Annotated in this window: 16 protein-coding genes; 7 read left to right on the top strand and 9 right to left on the bottom strand. The window is 59.9% G+C overall.

What is annotated here, in order from left to right:
• Positions 1-10: 10 nt before the first annotated feature.
• From CWI75_RS04350 to CWI75_RS04330, 5 genes are all read left to right on the top strand, one after another.
• Positions 11-949 (top strand): ABC transporter ATP-binding protein, encoded by a 939-nt coding sequence (locus CWI75_RS04350; RefSeq protein ID WP_101520270.1) that lies wholly within the window; start codon positions 11-13, stop codon positions 947-949.
• Positions 946-3,786 carry a Gldg family protein gene (locus tag CWI75_RS04345; RefSeq protein ID WP_101520269.1) on the top strand — a complete coding sequence of 947 codons (2,841 nt, stop codon included), beginning with the start codon at positions 946-948 and terminating at the stop codon, positions 3,784-3,786. Before CWI75_RS04350 ends, CWI75_RS04345 begins: the two co-directional genes overlap by 4 nt.
• Positions 3,783-4,703, top strand: a complete 921-nt coding sequence (locus CWI75_RS04340) for a DUF4340 domain-containing protein (RefSeq protein ID WP_101520268.1) — start codon at positions 3,783-3,785, stop codon at positions 4,701-4,703. The genes CWI75_RS04345 and CWI75_RS04340 overlap by 4 nt, the downstream gene beginning before the upstream one ends.
• Positions 4,704-4,728: 25 nt before the next feature.
• On the top strand, positions 4,729-5,265 hold the full coding sequence (thpR, locus tag CWI75_RS04335) for an RNA 2',3'-cyclic phosphodiesterase (protein WP_162299981.1): 537 nt from the start codon (positions 4,729-4,731) through the stop codon (positions 5,263-5,265).
• 79 nt (positions 5,266-5,344) lie between these two features.
• Entirely contained in the window at positions 5,345-6,226 is an 882-nt protein-coding gene (locus CWI75_RS04330; RefSeq protein ID WP_101520266.1) for an AraC family transcriptional regulator, read from the top strand.
• A 9-nt stretch (positions 6,227-6,235) separates the two neighbouring features.
• Here CWI75_RS04330 and CWI75_RS04325 read toward each other — a convergent pair whose 3' ends face one another.
• Positions 6,236-7,210, bottom strand: coding sequence for a 2-hydroxyacid dehydrogenase (locus CWI75_RS04325; protein ID WP_101520455.1), 975 nt, complete (start codon positions 7,208-7,210; stop codon positions 6,236-6,238).
• 153 nt (positions 7,211-7,363) lie between these two features.
• Here CWI75_RS04325 and CWI75_RS04320 point away from each other — a divergent pair, with 153 nt between their 5' ends.
• On the top strand, positions 7,364-8,056 hold the full coding sequence (locus tag CWI75_RS04320; protein WP_101520265.1) for a cupin domain-containing protein: 693 nt from the start codon (positions 7,364-7,366) through the stop codon (positions 8,054-8,056).
• 10 nt (positions 8,057-8,066) lie between these two features.
• Here the strand turns inward: CWI75_RS04320 and CWI75_RS04315 are convergent, their stop codons facing one another.
• The 3 genes from CWI75_RS04315 to CWI75_RS04305 are packed head-to-tail and all read right to left on the bottom strand — an operon-like array spanning position 8,067 to position 10,682.
• Positions 8,067-8,831: an SDR family oxidoreductase gene (locus CWI75_RS04315; protein WP_101520264.1), complete on the bottom strand. Its 765-nt coding sequence runs from the start codon at positions 8,829-8,831 to the stop codon at positions 8,067-8,069.
• Between the two features lie 56 nt (positions 8,832-8,887).
• Positions 8,888-10,075 carry an MFS transporter gene (locus CWI75_RS04310; RefSeq protein WP_101520263.1) on the bottom strand — a complete coding sequence of 396 codons (1,188 nt, stop codon included), beginning with the start codon at positions 10,073-10,075 and terminating at the stop codon, positions 8,888-8,890.
• A gap of 43 nt (positions 10,076-10,118) precedes the next feature.
• Entirely contained in the window at positions 10,119-10,682 is a 564-nt protein-coding gene (locus CWI75_RS04305) for a UbiX family flavin prenyltransferase (RefSeq protein WP_101520262.1), read from the bottom strand.
• Between the two features lie 57 nt (positions 10,683-10,739).
• Between CWI75_RS04305 and CWI75_RS04300 the strand changes: the two genes are divergently transcribed.
• Positions 10,740-11,309, top strand: a complete 570-nt coding sequence (locus CWI75_RS04300; RefSeq protein WP_206604636.1) for a GNAT family N-acetyltransferase — start codon at positions 10,740-10,742, stop codon at positions 11,307-11,309.
• On the opposite strand, the gene CWI75_RS04295 is transcribed toward CWI75_RS04300, so the two are convergent.
• The 5 genes from CWI75_RS04295 to CWI75_RS04275 form a co-directional block, all read right to left on the bottom strand.
• Positions 11,306-13,411, bottom strand: coding sequence for a TonB-dependent receptor (locus CWI75_RS04295; protein ID WP_101520260.1), 2,106 nt, complete (start codon positions 13,409-13,411; stop codon positions 11,306-11,308). The genes CWI75_RS04300 and CWI75_RS04295 overlap by 4 nt on opposite strands.
• A gap of 36 nt (positions 13,412-13,447) precedes the next feature.
• A complete protein-coding gene (locus tag CWI75_RS04290; RefSeq protein WP_101520259.1) occupies positions 13,448-13,750 on the bottom strand; it encodes a hypothetical protein in 303 nt (100 codons plus the stop codon).
• Positions 13,751-13,820: 70 nt separating this feature from the next.
• Complete coding sequence (locus CWI75_RS04285; RefSeq protein WP_101520258.1) at positions 13,821-14,519, bottom strand: polysaccharide deacetylase family protein; 699 nt, start codon at positions 14,517-14,519, stop codon at positions 13,821-13,823.
• Positions 14,519-15,709 (bottom strand): glycosyltransferase, encoded by a 1,191-nt coding sequence (locus CWI75_RS04280; protein WP_101520257.1) that lies wholly within the window; start codon positions 15,707-15,709, stop codon positions 14,519-14,521. Before CWI75_RS04280 ends, CWI75_RS04285 begins: the two co-directional genes overlap by 1 nt.
• Positions 15,706-16,836, bottom strand: coding sequence for a sulfotransferase (locus tag CWI75_RS04275; protein WP_101520256.1), 1,131 nt, complete (start codon positions 16,834-16,836; stop codon positions 15,706-15,708). The genes CWI75_RS04280 and CWI75_RS04275 overlap by 4 nt, the downstream gene beginning before the upstream one ends.
• Between the last annotated feature and the right edge of the window lie 39 nt (positions 16,837-16,875).

The raw sequence follows: 16,875 nt of genomic DNA, 5'->3' as shown, positions 1-16,875 counted from the left end.
TCAACGCGGTATGATTCAGGTTCAGTCACTGACACGACGCTATGGTGCCGTTACGGCGGTGGATAACATTTCGTTCAGTATCGGTGCCAACGAAGTCGTCGGTTTGCTGGGCCATAACGGTGCCGGTAAAAGTACCATCATGAAAATGCTCAGCGGTTATCTGGAGCCCTCGGCAGGCAGTATCACCATTGCCGGTTTTCCCCTGGCCGACCAGGCTCGCGAGGTGCAGCGGCTATTGGGTTACCTGCCGGAGAACCTCCCTTTCTATCCCGAAATGATAGTGGCCGATTACCTGGAGTACGCCGCTACGCTCAAGGGCATTCCCGCGGGGGAGCGGCCACTCGCCCTGCGCACTGCTATCGCTGCCACCGATCTCGGCACGCGGGCTCTTGATCCCATTAATCGTCTCTCCCGCGGCCTTAAACAGCGGGTAGGTGTGGCCCAGGCCATTCTCGGCCAACCCCGCCTGCTGATCCTGGACGAACCCACCAACGGCCTCGACCCCGAGCAGACCGCGCAAATGCGCGCCCTGCTCAAGCGCCTGGCCCAGCGGGCCACGGTCATCCTGTCCACGCATATCATGCAGGAAGTCGAGGCGGTCTGTGACCGGGTGCTGGTACTGGCGGGAGGCAGGCTTGTCCTCGACCAACCGCTACACGCACTCAGGCAAAGCAGGACACTCCTGTTGCGAGCGGGCACGGAGGAGCCGGCACTGGAGACCTGGCTACGCCGCATGCCCCAGCTGGCACAGGTTACCCCCGAACGCACTACAGCCGACGACCAGAGCTGGATTCTGCAGCTGCATGAACACTCGGATATCGATACCGCCGCGCACAATGTAGCCAAATGCGTGATCGGGGCGGGTGCCGCCCTGTACCAGCTTCAACCTGTTGTAAGGGACCTGGACAGTATTTTTCGCGAGGCTACCAGCCGGGGAGAAGGTGAATGAGTACCCTGAGCGTTAGCCGTCGTGTCTCCCGGAAAGAAATGCGGCTGTTTTTCAGTTCGCCGGTCGCCTGGTTGTTTCTCACCGTATTTACCGCAGTCACCCTGTTCATATTTTTCTGGGTTGAATCCTGGTTTGCGCGCAATATTGCCGACCTGCGCCCCCTGTTCGAATGGATGCCGCTGTTGTTAATCTTCCTCAGCGCCGCACTGACCATGCGTATGTGGAGCGAGGAGCGACGCAGCGGCACCCTGGAGCATGTGCTTACCCAGCCTGCCGGTTTATGGCGCTTTGTCCTCGGCAAGTTTCGCGCCTGCTTTAGCCTGCTGCTGCTGGCGTTGCTGGCTACCGCGCCACTGGCAGTCACTACCGCACTGATGGCCGAGCTTGATTGGGGCCCGGTATTGGCGGGCTACCTTGCTGCCGGCCTGCTGGGCGCGGCCTATATCAGCATCGGCCTGTTTGTCTCCGCCCGCACCGACAACCCGATTGTCAGCCTGATCGGCAGTGTTGTCCTGTGCGGGTTCCTGTACCTGCTGGGAAGTGATCTGCTGACCACATTTTTTGCGGATCGCACTGGCGAAGTTCTGCGACTGTTGGGCAGCGGCTCGCGTTTCGAGAGTATCACCCGGGGCGTTCTGGATTTACGCGATATCGCCTATTACCTGAGCCTGGTGATCGGTTTCCTGGCCCTGAACGTGTATTCGCTGGAGCGGGAACGCTGGGCCGATGACGCCCGCACCCCCCGCCACAGGCGCTGGCGGGTCGGAATTGTACTGTTGCTGGCCAACCTGCTGCTTGCCAATATCTGGTTACAGAGGCTGCCCGGGCTGCGGCTGGATGTCACCGAAGGCCAGTTGTACTCCATCTCCGAACCCACCCATCAGCTACTGTCCCAGCTGGATGAACCGCTGCTGATACGGGGTTATTTCAGTGCCAAAACCCACCCGCTACTGGCACCGCTGATACCGCAGTTGCGCGACCTGCTGGAAGAGTATGCTATCGCCGGGGGCAACAGGGTACAGGTTGAATTCATTGACCCGGCGACGAACCCGGAGCTGGAGCAGGAAGCCGGCGAGCGTTACCGGATGCAGGCCACGCCGCTGAAAATTGCGGATCGCTACCAGTCCACGCTGGTCAATGCCTGGTTCCATGTCCTGGTCAGTTACGGCGATGAATTCGAAACACTGGGCTTTGCCGATCTGGTGGATGTGCGCAGCGCCGGCGGCACGGGTCCCGAAGTAAGGCTGCGCAATCCCGAATTCGACCTGAGCCGGGCGATCCGCGATGTCCTGCACAGTTACCGGCTGGGCGGCAATGTATTCAATGCCCTGCAAAAACCGGTGGAACTGGTAGCCTATGTCTCGGCGGATGAGCGCCTGCCGGAGCGCCTGCGCGACTACAAAGAGGCCATCACCCAGCAGCTGGAAGTGCGGGCCCGCCAGTCCGGCGGCCTGCTCAGCTATCGCTTCGTTGAACCCGAGGCCGGCAGCGGGGATGTTGCCCGACAACTCGCCGACGAGTGGGGCTTCCGACCGATGATTGCAGCCCTCGGAGACGGCGGCGAATTCTATTTCTACCTGACCCTGTCCGATGACCACCAGGTGGTGCAACTGCCCACCGAGGCCTTCGACCCGGACGATTTCGACCCCATGCTCTACGCCGGACTGAAGCGATTCGCCAAGGATTTCACCCGTACGGTGGCCCTGGCGGTACCCGAAGTAAACAAACAAATGGCCCAGCACCATCTCGGCGCACCCACGTTTACCAACCTCGAGCAGGCTATTACCCGGGACTACAGCATTCGCCTGGTTGACCTGGACCAGGGCAGAATCGATCCGGAAGTGGATATTCTGGCGGTTGTAGCACCCCGGGCGCTGGCTGAGAGCGCCCTGTTTGCCATCGACCAGTTTTTGATGCGTGGCGGTACGGTGCTCATGGCAACCTCGCCCTTTACCGTTGAACTCTCCGGTGGCGATATGCGCCTGCAGGACTATAACAGCGGACTCCAGCGCTGGCTGGCAGGCCTGGGCGTCACAATTGGGGACAGCCTGGTACTGGACCCACAAAACGCCCTGTTCCCGGCACCGGTGCGGCGCCAGGCTGGAGGCCATGAATTCCGCGATGTACAGATGATCGACTATCCCTACTTTATTGACCTGCGGCCACCGGGGCTTAACCCCGACCACCCGATAACAGCCAACCTGCCGCAACTCACCATGGGCTGGGCCTCGCCCATTACCGTGCAGCCACCGACCGGCGTCCGTGTAACCAGCCTGTTGCGCAGTTCCAGCGAGGCCTGGCGATCTTCCGGGCGCGACGTCATCCCACGGCAGGACGCCAGCGGGCGCACCGCGTTCGTGCCGGAGGATGAAGCGGCGCGCGGTAGCCATCAGCTTGGGGTGCTACTGGAGGGAAGATTCCCGTCCTGGTTTACCGGACACAAGCCGCCACCGGTGGTAGATGACGGCCCTCCCGTCGCCCGGGGGGTTATCGAACACTCGGCGGAATCCGCCCGGCTGATTCTGCTCGCCAGTAATGATTTCATGGATGACCAGATGCTGAAAGCGGCACTGGCCGCTAGCGGTAGCCAATACCTGGGCCCCCTGGAACTGTTCATGAATACCCTGGAGTGGGCGCTCCAGGATGAGGCCCTGCTGGGGATCCGGGCCCGTGGCCATTTCAATCGCACCCTCCCCCCCATGGACAGGCAGGCGCAGCGCAGGATTGAGTACCTGAACTATGCGCTGGCCATCGGCTGGCTCGCTTTGCTGGCATTGGTTCACTGGCTGCGCACGCTGGCGCGCAGACGTTACTACCAGCGGGAACTGGCCCTGTGAATCGCATTATCAGGGCGCTGCTGGTGATTCTGGCCATTCAGTGTTTCATCACCGCTGTGGTCTACTGGCCCGAACACGGCGTGACGGCGGAAGTATCAGGCAACCAGCTGATGAGCTTGCCCGCGGAGACGATAACCGGTATCCGGATTATGGACCCGCAGGGCAACGAGGCCGTAATAGCCAGAAGCGACAATGGCTGGCGAATACCGGCACTGGGGGGCGGCCTGCCCGCCAATACGGAGCAGGTTAAGCACTTGCTGAAGACACTCGGCCAGGCGCGGGAAGGCCAGGCTGTCGCCAGTAGTATCGCGGCCCGACAGCGGTTTGAGGTAGCCAGTTACAGCTACCGTCGCCGCCTCACCCTGATGACGGGGACCGGCCAACAGGAAATAATTTACCTGGGCACCGCCCCCACTTTCCGGCGAGTCCATGCCCGCAATGCGACTGCGGATCCCGTTTACAGCATCAGGTTCAACAGTTTTGACAGCCCGGCGCAGGATGCCGCATGGCTGGACCCATGGCTGCTACAGATCCCCGAGCCCCGGGGCATTCGCGGACCCGGCTTTACGCTGCACAGAACTCGCGCCGGCTCCTGGGAAGCCCCCTCGGGTGCACAGCCGGAGCCACGCGAGCTTGAAGCATTGCTGGTATCCCTGGCGAACCTGCAGCTGACAGGTATCGCGAATGCGGCGCAGCAGCTCAGGCTATCAGCACTGGAACCCTCATTGATGCTGCAGGTTGATCTCGCTGATGACAGCACGCAGCGACTGGATTTTTTTGCGCTGGAGGATGACCATTTCATTCGCGACAGTCGTTACGACCTGTTCTTCGCGATCAGCGCCTATGATTTTGATCGTCTCAACAGCCTCGATTCCGCAAGCCTGAATGGCGAACCACCGGTGCCGCAGCAACAATAAGCTATGCTGTATTGGGGGACGGTTTATGAGAGTATTTTTTGGCCTTGAACTGAGTCAGGAAACGGCGCTGGCCATTGACGCCTGGCGTGAGCGCCAGTTTGGCGAGCCAGGGCGGGCGGTTCCGGTCGCCAATTTCCATATCACCCTGGCGTTTATCGGCGACGTTCCGGAAACCGCACTGGGCACCCTCTGCCAGGCCGTGGACGAGCGCCTGGCGCGGCGGCCTGTACCGGGCTCGCAATTGCTCCTGAACCAGACCGGCTACTGGCCAAAAGCCATGATTTACTGGCTCGGCGCCGAAACCTGGCCCCCGGAGCTGACCACCCTGGCCAATACATTGCGCAGCAGCGCCGGCAGTGTGCAGAAAAAACGGGATCGCAACGTCTTTGTGCCCCATGTCACCCTATTCCGACGCTGTCCCGAGGCGCCTCCGGCGCCGCTGGAACCCCCGTCATTCGCACTCCCCTACCGGCGGTTCAGCCTGTTTGAATCCCGGGAGAGACGCGAAGGGGTGAGCTACCACCCGCTACAGGACTGGCCGTTGGCCGCAGCCAGCGAGTAAGCCCGGCTCGGAACGCAGCAAAATATAGAGTATATTGCTGCTTTCAATGTCGAAAAAAGCCCGTTATGGGGTTTATCTCATGAGTACAACCTCCCAATGGCCTCTTCCCGCCGAAGGCGTCCGGTTCCTGACCCCGGCTTTCATGCTGGAACAGTTGCATCGCCATCCCCTTACCCGGGACTGTTACCCAACGGCCATGGGTTATTACCCACAGGCCACCGGGCACCGCATGCGTCGTCCACGACACGACGACAATCTCCTGCTGTACTGTGTCGATGGCCACGGTCGACTCAGTGTCGGCGAACAGCGCACCCATATTACCGCCGGCGACCTGGTGCTGCTGCCCCAGGGTCTGGCGCACCGTTATGCCGCAGCGCCGGACCAGCCCTGGAGCCTGTACTGGGTTCATTTCCAGGGTATCAGCAGCCGTATTTTCATGGACTACATGGGCTATCGGGAGCATAAGCCGGTTGTCCATGCGGGGCTTGCACCGAGCCTGGTGGCCGCGTTTCACAGCCTGCTCGCGGTGAACCGGACCGGCTATAGCAGCAGCGCTTTCATCAACGCGGCCAACCAGTGCCGGCACCTGTTTACGCAATTTGTGCTGGAGGCCAATCGCCAGCGCGCCACTCATCCCGCGGGCCTTGACCTGGCGGCGATCCAGAGCACGATGCAGGACAGCATCCATACCAGCCTGGAACTGGATGAACTGGCGGCGATAGCGCATCTGTCCAAGTACCACTTTTCCAAGCGCTACAAGGCGCTCACCGGCTACTCACCGATCAAGCATTTTTTGCACATGAAAATCGAGTACGCCTGCCAACTACTGGACAGCACGGAAATGAGCATCAAGGCGATTGCAGATGCCGTGGGTTACGACGATGCCCTGTATTTTTCGCGCCTGTTTCGACAGACGGTGGGCCTTCCTCCCCGCGCCTACCGAAGCTCCGGGCGCAAATAACCACTCAACTCAGGTGGCATAGACGCCGGGATTTGCACAGTGCGGCATCACCTCGCCCCTGAGTGCGGCGATCGCATTATCGGCGGTGATATCGGCCATTCGCTCCCGGGTGAGGGTAGTCGCACTGCCGATATGGGGCGCCAACACCACATTGGGCAACGCCAGCAAGGGGTTGTTTTCCGGCACTGGTTCTTCGTCAAAAACATCAATACCCGCAGCAAACAGGGCGCCGCTGGCCAGGGCAGCGGCCAGTGCGGACTCGTCGACAATACCGCCACGGGCGGTGTTGACCAGCACTGCACCTGGCTTCATCAGGGCGATGTGATGTGCATCCAGCAATCCCCTGGTGTCGTCGGTCAGGGGGATATGCAGGCTCACAAAGTCACTGCACTCAAGCAACTGTTCCAGCGCCACCATGTCGATACCCGCGACTGTTTTCGGGCTCCGGTTCCAGCCCAACACTTTCATGCCAAAGGCACTGGCCCTGCGGGCTACTGCCTGGCCGATCGCACCCACCCCGATAATCCCCAGGGTCGCACCGCTTACATCCTTGCCGGTAAAAAAATCCGGTGACCAGCGATTTTCCCGGCGCCATTCGCCCTGCCGGACGAAACGATCAGCCTCACTGATACGGCGCGCAGCGGCCAACAGCAGGGCAAATGTGGTATCCGCGGTGGTCTCCACCAGCACCCCGGGAGTGTGGCCAAGAGGAATGCCTCGCTCGTTCAGCGCGGCAACATCAATGTGGTCCACGCCTACCGACATGCTGGAAATAAATTCCAGTTGCGGCAGGGTGTCAATCAGCGAGCGGTCAATGTGATCCGTGAGCAGGCAGACCACACCGTGGCAGCCAACAAGCTCCTCACGCAAAGCGGACGCGCTGATTAACCCCGGGCCGAGCCAGACATTAACATCACAGAAAGCGGACAATTGGTGAATCCGTTCACCGGGTAGCATGTGGGTAACAAAGACTTTTTTCTTCATTTCTTCAGGATACCTCAACCGGGTGCGCAGTTCATAAAGAGTGTTTGTGTCCGCTTCCAATCCGACTATGATGAAGGGTAGCGCAACAGACATCCCCTGCACCGGACAATAAAGATTTTCTACCGGAACCAACCCCCTCATACAGGCTTTTGCATGACTGATTCAACTATTGTACTCAATGGTGACCTCTCCAGGAGAGTCGTTGTTGACACCCAATCCATGGACTGGACCCCAAGTCCCGCCGGCCAGGTCCTGCGCAAGCGCTTGCACCTGGTTGGCCAGGCCGAATCGGGACAGGTCACCTCCCTGGTACGCTATGAGCCCGGCGCCAGCTTTCCAGCGCACGATCATCCCCAGGGGGAAGAAATCCTGGTGCTGGAAGGCGTATTTTCGGATGAACACGGCGACTGGCCGGCGGGCTCGTACCTGCTTAATCCCGAGGGCTTCAAGCACGCTCCTTTCTCCCGGGAGGGTTGCCTCCTGTTCGTTAAACTGCGCCAGTATCCCGGTGCCGACCGCGAGCACGTGGCGATAGATACCACCGCACGCCCCTGGCAGCCGTCGGTGCGCAAAAATACCAGCTGGAAAAAACTCTATGCCCAGGAGCCCTATACCGACTTCATGCGCCTGGAGAGCTGGGACACGCCCGCCGCCATAGGGCAGATCAACTTCCCCCAGGGGGCCGAGATCCTGGTACTCAAGGGCAGCTTTGCCGACGACGAAGGCAGCTATCGCACGCACTGCTGGCTGCGCATTCCTGCGGGAGGCGCCATTCATCCCACCAGCAATGAATACTGCGAGCTGTACATCAAGGAGGGAGGCTTCACCTACCTGCGCACGACATGACGGTGCTGCGCTAGAGGGTCAAGCCTCCGTCAACAACAATGCATTCGCCATTGGTATAACTTGCAGCATCCGATACCAGGTAGAGCACGGCACCCGCCATCTCTTCGGGTTCGGCGTGGCGCGCCATCGGGATTTTTTCCATGGCGGCCTGGTAGATTTCGTCATTACTGAATAAGGCGCCGGCAAATTTCGTCTTGGTCAGGCCGGGCAACAGGGCGTTACAGCGAATACCCAGCCCGGCACACTCCTTGGCGAAAACCTTGGTCATGTTCACCACGGCGGCCTTGGTAATTGAATAGATACCCTGCATGGGTCCCGGCTGCAGCGCGTTTATCGAGGCGGTGTTGACGATAGAGCCGCTGCCCTGCTCGCGCATGATCTTGCCGGCCTCAACCGACATGAAAAAGTAACCGCGAATATTAACGTCCACCGTCTTCTGGAAAGCCGCAAGGTCGGTATCCAGCACATGCCCGAAATAGGGATTGGCGGCACCGTTGTTCACACAAATATCAAGGCGACCATGGCTGCTGCGGATATGCGCAAACAAAGCCTGGATATCATCCATATCGCCGACATTGCAGGCGAAAGCCTCCGCACTACCCCCAGCGGCCTGGATTGATTCCACAACCGGTACACAGCTTTCCAGTTTGCGGCTGGATACAATCACGTGAGCGCCCTGTTCCGCCAGTAGCCTGGCGATGGCCTCGCCGATACCGCGACTGGCGCCACTGATCAGGGCAATGCGACCGCTGAGATCAAACAGTTGGGTAGTCATTAATACGATGCTCCTTGAGTTTATTGTAGAGATAAAGTCGCTATTGATGCGCTCGGTCAGGATTCGGGAGTGCCGGGCGATGCCCGGCGCAGTGATGGTTCGGCAGTCAGCGCCCAGGTCAGGTAGACCAGGACTATGAATACACAACCCAGCCAGGCGCCAGTATAACCAAACAGGGCCAGATTGACCCCGGCCAGTAGCGGACCCGCCACCCGTCCCCAGGAGGATGCCGAACTGGTAGTCCCCAGCATGCGCCCGCGAAAAACAGCCGGTATCCGGTAACTGGTTATAGTATTCAGCAAGGGCATGCACAGAGAGGCGCCGGACATGGCCAGGAATATCGCCGAGAGCATCCATCCGGTGGTGCGAGCGAAAACCGCGAGGGCAAGACCGCACAGGAAGATCAGTATACAGATCCGCAACAGGCGCCACTCGCCGACAAAGCGCACCAATACTCCCAGCAGGCCCCCTTGTAACAGCACAATGATCGCCCCCTGTACACCAAATACCATGCCCACTTCGCGCGCGCGCCAGTCCAGCAGGTCCCCCAGCCACAGGGGCACAAGGTAGGTCAGGGAGCTGACCGCGGCCGCGTGCAGTAAAAACTGGAAGACCAGCATACGGTTTCCGGTCTCCCGTAACATCGTAAACAGTGGCTGCCCGCTCCCGTCGCGATGCTGGCGGTGGCTCGCCGCCCGACGCTCGGCCGTTACTGACTCCGGCAGGAACAGTGCCGCCGCTATGATCGCCAGCAGGGACATCAGGCCGGCAACCAGGCAGGGCAGGGTAAAACTGCCGTTATCTCCCGCCAGGACACCGCCCAGCAAAGGCCCGAGCATAAGACCAAGCCCAAAAGCGGCGCCGATGAGTCCCATGCCACGGGCCCGGTTTTCGGGAGGGGTGAGATCACTCATCATCGCTGAAGCCACACCGAGGTTACCGGCCATTACCCCGGCAAAAGCCCTCGCGGCAAAGATCATCCACAACACCGACGCCATCGCCAGCAGGCCATAGGACACCGCCGCGCCCGCCAGACAGATCATTATCACGGGTTTGCGCCCCAGCCGATCCGAAAGCCGCCCCCAGAAAGGGCCGGAGATACCTGCACAGGCAGCATAGGTGACAATAATCAGGGCAATATCGATCTTGTCGGCGCCCAGTTCAGGCGACATGAATGGCAGGATGGGGATCACGATGCCAAAACCAATCAGGTCGAGCAGAATCACACCGAACAGGATCGGCATCAGGACTTCACCCGCTCAGGGCGCTGTAGCGCAAACGGCAATCTCAGTCTCCCTGCCAGCGGCTCACCTGGCCGGTGTCAATGGCAAAAAGATCCAGTACCCTGCCCACGGTCTGGGTCACCATATCGTCGAGGGATTCGGGCAGCGCATAAAACGCCGGTACCGGCGGCGCGATAACGGCCCCCATTTCGGAGAGCTGGGTGAGGCTGCGCAAATGTCCGGTATGCAATGGTGTCTCGCGCACCATCAGCACCAGTCGGCGACGCTCCTTCAGCACCACGTCTGCTGCCCGGGTCAGCAGCGAGGAAGTGACCCCGGTGGCAATTTCCGCCATGCTGCGAATCGAACAGGGGGCAATCAGCATACCGGCGGTAACAAAGGAGCCGCTGGCGATGGCGGCACCCACGTTCTTGATTGCATGCACCTCGGTGGCCAGGGAGTGAATGGTCGCCAGCGGCATATCCAGTTCATAGTGGAGGGTCAGTTCCGCTGACTTACTCATGACCAGATGCGTTTCGACACCGCAATCACGCAACAATTCGAGGGCGCGCACCCCATAAACAATACCCGAGGCACCGCTGATTCCTACGATGATACGCTGAGCCATGATGCCGTCCGCTGCCAGATAAGAGCCTGAATTTTACCAGCACGCCCACTGGATTTCATGGCACGCCGGCCACACAGTATACTCGCCTTTGCCGGCGCTTACCGACTCGACAGGATAATCATGATCACCACACCCAGGCTCTCCATCATCCCGCTGACCCGGTCCGACGCGCCCTTCATGCTGAAATTGCTGAATGACCCGGATTTCATCACCCATATTGCCGATCGCGGCGTACGCACCATTTCCCAGGCAGAGCAGTACCTGCTTGACGGGCCGCTGGCCAGCTACCGGGAACACGGTTTCGGGTTATGGGCTGTACGCGTACTTGAGAGGGACGAACTCGTAGGTATCTGCGGCCTGGTACGGCGGCCACAATTTGAAGACATTGATATAGGTTATGGTTTCCTACCGCACGCGCGCGGCCAGGGCTATGCCCTGGAAGCCGCGCAAGGGGTATTCCGATATGCACGCGAAAATCTGGGCCTGAAGCGTGTGATAGCCATAGTGGCGCCGGACAACAGCACCTCCATCACCCTGCTGGAACGGCTCGGCTTCGGGTACGAGGCCAGTGTGCGCCTGCAACCCGATGCCGAACCGATTTGCCGCTATGGCTGGACGGCTTCCTAGAAGTAGTAGCGCAAGCCCGCTTCCACAGAACGGCCCGCTTCGGGCGCAACATCACGCAGGAACGACGTACTCAGGCGAATCTCCTCGTCCCCGAGATTGCGCAACGCCAGAAACAGGGATAGTTCATTGCCCCCGACCGACAGCCGATAGTCCGCACCTGCATCCCACCGGGTATAGCCTTCTGTGGGCTCTTCATTAGCGCCGACGCGATCCTGTTTGCCGGCATCCACCACCCGGGTCCAGAGGTCCAGAGCATCACCCGACCAGCTCAGGCGTCCACCGATGCGACGTGGCGGCAACCTGGGCACATCATCGCCGTTATCAAGCTCACCGCGAACGCTATCGCCAAAAACATTCAGCCGCACCTGACCACCGGCAATGGTCGCGAGGGTGAAGTCGCTGTTCACTTCAACGCCGTAAAAGCGAGCGTCTTCCTGGTTATAGGCAAGCACCGGCAGCTCGTCCACCTCAATCCCGGTATTCATCAGGTTGATGTAGTCCGCAAAGTCGTTGTAAAAAACCGTGACTTCGAAGTCGTGCTTGTCGGTATGCCAGTGCAGCGAAAGATCGATATTCCGGGACACCTCGGTATCGAGATCGGTATTACCCAACTCAATGGCCGCCGTCGCGGCATGTTCTATCCAGTCTTCGGGTCCGGTACCGTCGACATTGGAAAACAGCTCTTCGATGGAGGGCGCCCGTTCGGAACGTGCCACATACAGGCGCGTTTGCCAGGTATCGCTTATATTCCAGATCGCCGACCCGGACAGGCTCAGTGAGTTGAAATCCCGCTTTCCGGATGTTGCGGCCTCGGGATCGCGTTCATCCCGGTCAACCCGCAGGCCGGCCTCGAAGATCCAGTTATCGGTACGGTAATCCTCTATCAGGAACAGGCCCAGGTTACGACTGTCGGTCACCGGAATAAAGGCTTCCTCGCCCAGGGCACTGAACTCGCCCACGCTGGCCTGCAAACCCAGCGCGCCCTGAAAGCCGCCGATTTCGGTGTGCACGAGCTCCGCACGGGTCTCCCAGCTTTCGTTGCTGTAAAGGGTGCCGACCTCACCGCTGCCTTCTATCTCGGCGTGTTCGTAGTCGGTGTGGGTTACGGTTGCACGCAGGCTGTCGAACCCAGGCAGAGGTTGTGCCAGTTCAAATTTCGCGTCGTAACGGGTTTGCCTGACCTCCAGGCGGATACCACCCTCCTCCTCCTCTTCACCATGCTCTTCCTCACCCTCATGTTCTTCACCCTCATGCTCTTCCTCATGGTCCCCATGGGCGCCCGCCGGGATACCGTAGTCGTTCTCCAGGCGACTAACCGCCAGCCCAACCAGGCCGCGGTCAAAATGATAACTGCTGCCCAGCGTCAGGCTGCGGGTGCGACCACCGGTGTTATCGATATAACCATCGGTGGTTTCAGCTTCTTCCTCGTGCTCCTCGTGTTCTTCGTCCGCATGTTCATCGTCGTGGTCATCATCGTGCTCACGGGCGGCAAGCCCGGGAATATCGAGGTTGTTCCAGTCGCGATACAGGCCATCAACATGAAAAGCAAGGTTACCGCTGCCGGCATCCATGCGGATCACCGCGGTGTCCATATCCGAAGCCGAGTCGTGACGCAGCTCGGCACCACCACTCATTCCCTCGACCCGCTGCCGCGGGATACGGTTGTCGATAACATTGACCACGCCGCCTATTGCACCGGCGCCGTAGAGCAGTGTCGCGGGGCCTCGCAGTACTTCGATACTGTCCGCCAGCAGGCTCTCGACCGAGACCGCATGATCGGCGCTGACACTGGACGCATCGGCGCTGCTGGTGCCGTTTTGCAGTACCGTGACCCGCGGACCCTGTTGGCCGCGAATCACCGGCTGGCCAACACCGGGGCCAAATGAGGCGTTGGCCAGGCCGGGAATATCACCGAGGGTGTCACCGATAGTGGACCTTGCCGAACGGCGCAGGTCCTCACCGGTAAGGATGGTCACGGGCAGCGCGGTCTCCGCTTCCTGCTTTTGCAAGGGTGCCGAAACCAGCACATGTTCGACAGGCAGCGATTGCGCTGCCAGGTTCGCGCTGGCCACAGCCAGAGCGAGGGGCATAAAACGTTTCATAGTCTACTCCAGGAGAAAGAAAAAAGTGTTTTCCAGTCAGGAGTAGTGCGGGGGTCCCCGGATAGGGTGAGGAAGATAATGACTTGCCTGGTGCGGCGCCAGCCAGACTGGCAGTAGCAGGAATGCCAGGCACAGTAACACCAGAAGCGGTAGTGCGCTGGCCAGCGGTAGTGGCGCCGAGGTCTTGCACAGCAGGCACTCGGCTACCGCATCACCGGTGCTGTGCGTGTGGCTTGTTTCGAGAACCTGCAAACCGGTGACGCACAGCAGTGCCAGCAACGCCAGGGTACGGGCGAAGCGACGGCTGCGAGCTGTCAGTCTGGAGGGATGCAAAGCCACAAAAATTCTACCGGAAAATCAGCGCGCAATTATAAGCATAGATAACAGGGGTACACCAGAACTGCCTCGTTTAAGGTTGCCCTGGCAGATCGCCAAATCTGAGGCAGCCACTGAGACAATTCAACTGCAACAAAAGGTCTCCAGCCAACATCAACCGCAAATCGCCGGGGTGCAATGCCACTCTCAAAGGACGTTGCGGCCCGGCAAGGACCAGGTTCATCCGGTTCCAAAACCGCAGGGCAAACGCCTGCCACCGAGTATCCGCTTCAAAACCCACCAGCGGGAGATACCGGTAAGCACCTGTGCGGCTGCAGTAAATTCCGCGGGTTGACTCAAAATATCGAAACGGGGAAGCATTGAGATCCTCACGGCGCAGTGCGCCAAGGGCCCAGGCGGGCGGCACATAGATCTGCGGCGGCATCAGCTCCCAGCATTCAAACCACTGGTGGCACCGGCTTAGCAAGTTGAGCAGATCCTGGCGGCCCTGGCCCAGGTGTTCGGCGGCGTTGCGGGAAATCAAGGCTGCGTGCACCCGGTGATAGAGACTGCGGTTATCGCGCGCCCGGTGGCTCCAGCCATGCCCCGCCAACTCAAAGCCCTGCTGCTGCCAACGCCTCAACCGGTCAATCTGGTGAGCGTGCCAGTCTCTTCCCGGTACCACCAATAACAAGGTATTGGGACGTGCGCCAGGCGGCAGGCAATTGATCAGCCGCTGCACCTGGCCCAGGGTTTCCGGCATGACATCGTGAATGGAGACCAGCGCCTGCATCAGTCACTTGTACCGGGTGACAGGATCATGGAATCCAGCTGGGGTAAATCGCTATCCACCCCCAGGGTTGCAAACAAGAGCTGTTGCCAGTGTTCGATGCAACGATTATTCAGGGTCAATGCCAGACCTCTGCCCGCAAGGGCCTGCCAGGACCTCTCAGCCGGCGTGAGCCGGGCAAGCTCGAGTAGTACCTCGGCTGCGTTGCTTCCCGGTTCAATGACATTCAAGCCGGCACGCAGGCTGGGCCATTGCGCGATGCCGCAGCCATGGGAAACCACCACCAGCCGGCCCCGGGCCATCACTTCCAGCGCTATAGTGCCAAAGGATTCAAAGTGCGAAGGCAAAAGTAGCGCGTGATGCGCGTCCACCTCCGCAAGCAACTGCTCCCGATTGAGCCAGCCCAGCACCCGCAGATTGGGCAGCCTCTCGGCAGCCGCCTCCATCTGCCCACGCAAGGGCCCGTCACCGGCGATGCTGAATTGCCAGTCAGGCAGGGTTTTCGCCGCTTCCACAACCGCATCCAGGTTTTTTTCCGCCGCCAGACGGCCGGCGAACAATACCTTCCTGAGCTCACCTTGATGGTGGTATGCCGGGGCCAGGGCAAAATCGCGGGACAGCGGCGTTCCGATCAGGCGAGTATCGCTTGCACCCATTTGCCGGGCCAGATCCAGCATCTCCTGAGAGTTGGCCAGTACCGACTGAGCACGTCGAAACAAATACCGGTGAGACCATTGGGCGAGTTTATAGACCAACCGCCCACGCCAGGAGCCCTGCCAGTAAAGCTGTGTCAGCTGTTCAAAGGCGGTATGAAAGCCCACCAGCAACGGGCACTTCATGCGTCGGGCCAGATAAGCCCCCAGCAGCCCATAGGCGCCCGGCGTTGCCACTATAATCAGGTGCGGGTCGAGTTCACGCAATTCACGCGCCAGGCGAAAAGGGTTGGGCAGGCACAGCTTTTGGGTGCTGTCCCCGGGCAAAGGGAGCGCCAGGCCGCAGTCCCAGCGGTCGCCAACCAAACGAGGCGAAAACACCTCGAGTGCCTGCAGCTGAGGCTCGAGCTGGCCTGTCAAATCCTGGTAATAGGCGCCCACGCCATTACGCCCCGGCGCCGCATCCGAGATGACCGCCACACGTAAACCGGTTTGCGAGTCGCTTAAAGGGAGAAAGCTGGCCACTACCCTTTGGTTCATACCACCACACCCCACGACTCGTGGGATTTTAGAACAGGCCAGGTACCGGCAAACTCCCGCGCCAGACGCGCCGGGGTCAGGCCAAAATCCGTTAACTGGTAGCAGTGTGCGCTGGGACTGGCACTCTGGGCGTATCCACGCGCTTTAAGATCGACCAGTACTGACTCAGTTAACGGGGCCTGCAGAAAGGCATAGAGAGCCGGTAACTTTTGCGCCAGTATCCGGGGCAGCTGCTCCAGGGGTAATAACATGACCGACTCCCAGTCCTTAACCTGATCCAGGCATCGGTAATAATGGTGCAGCAGGCGAAGCATGCGCTCGCGCAAGTCGGTATCCAACTGGCCGTTGGCAAACAGCGCCAGTGCGGGCTTCAACGCGCTGAGTTGCGACGCGACCACAGCATTTGGATGGCGCCCACAGGCCAGAAATCGAGCATCGGGAAACCGATGATGCAATGCATTGAGCATGGGTGTGAAAGAGGGGTTTTTACTCAAAAAACGCCGTTCCGGCCCGTGAAAATACAGGTGACGCTGTACACAGCGGTAGTAAAATCCGAGGATAGAATCTTGCGCAGCTTCGCTCAGCACGGAATCAAAAAATGCCAGGCGCCAATAGCGCTCTGCCCTGGGGCACAGCAAGGCAGGCAGGAAACACCCGCCGTTGTACAGCAGTAACAAAAAATCTTCTTCCGGCTCGCGCCATCCCAGGCCATGTACCTGATCCATGGCGCGCCAGCGCCAGATCTTGGGCAGGCGCGCCAGTGGACGGAGACAGTAGCCCAGGCCCCGCCAGAGATAACGTTCGCTGATCGATGGCGCCAGCAGACACTCCCACAGAGTCAGGCTGGTGAATTGTGGATCGCGTGCGAGAAGCCTCTGCCAAAAGGTCGTACCGCTGCGGGGCATGCCTACAATGAACACCGGTTGCCTGATGACGACTCGCCGATAGCCTCGAAAAAAACACTCGTCCAGCACAAAACCCACCAGGTGCAGCATTGTCAGTAGCCCCAGCAGCAGCCACAGCAATGCAAATAGTAGCAGGCGCCTGGGCAATGCACGCGGACCGGCAGCGCCCACGGCAAGTACCAGCTGCGCACCTAATTGAATCCAGGCAAGTAATAGTGGCATGCCCCTATGCAACACCTAAAAGATGACAGGGGTGTTACA

It is taken from the genome of Kineobactrum sediminis, assembly GCF_002868715.1.
Classification (GTDB): domain Bacteria; phylum Pseudomonadota; class Gammaproteobacteria; order Pseudomonadales; family Halieaceae; genus Kineobactrum; species Kineobactrum sediminis.
The sequence above is the reverse complement of the archived record's forward strand: the minus strand, read 5'-3'. Positions and strand labels throughout refer to the sequence as shown.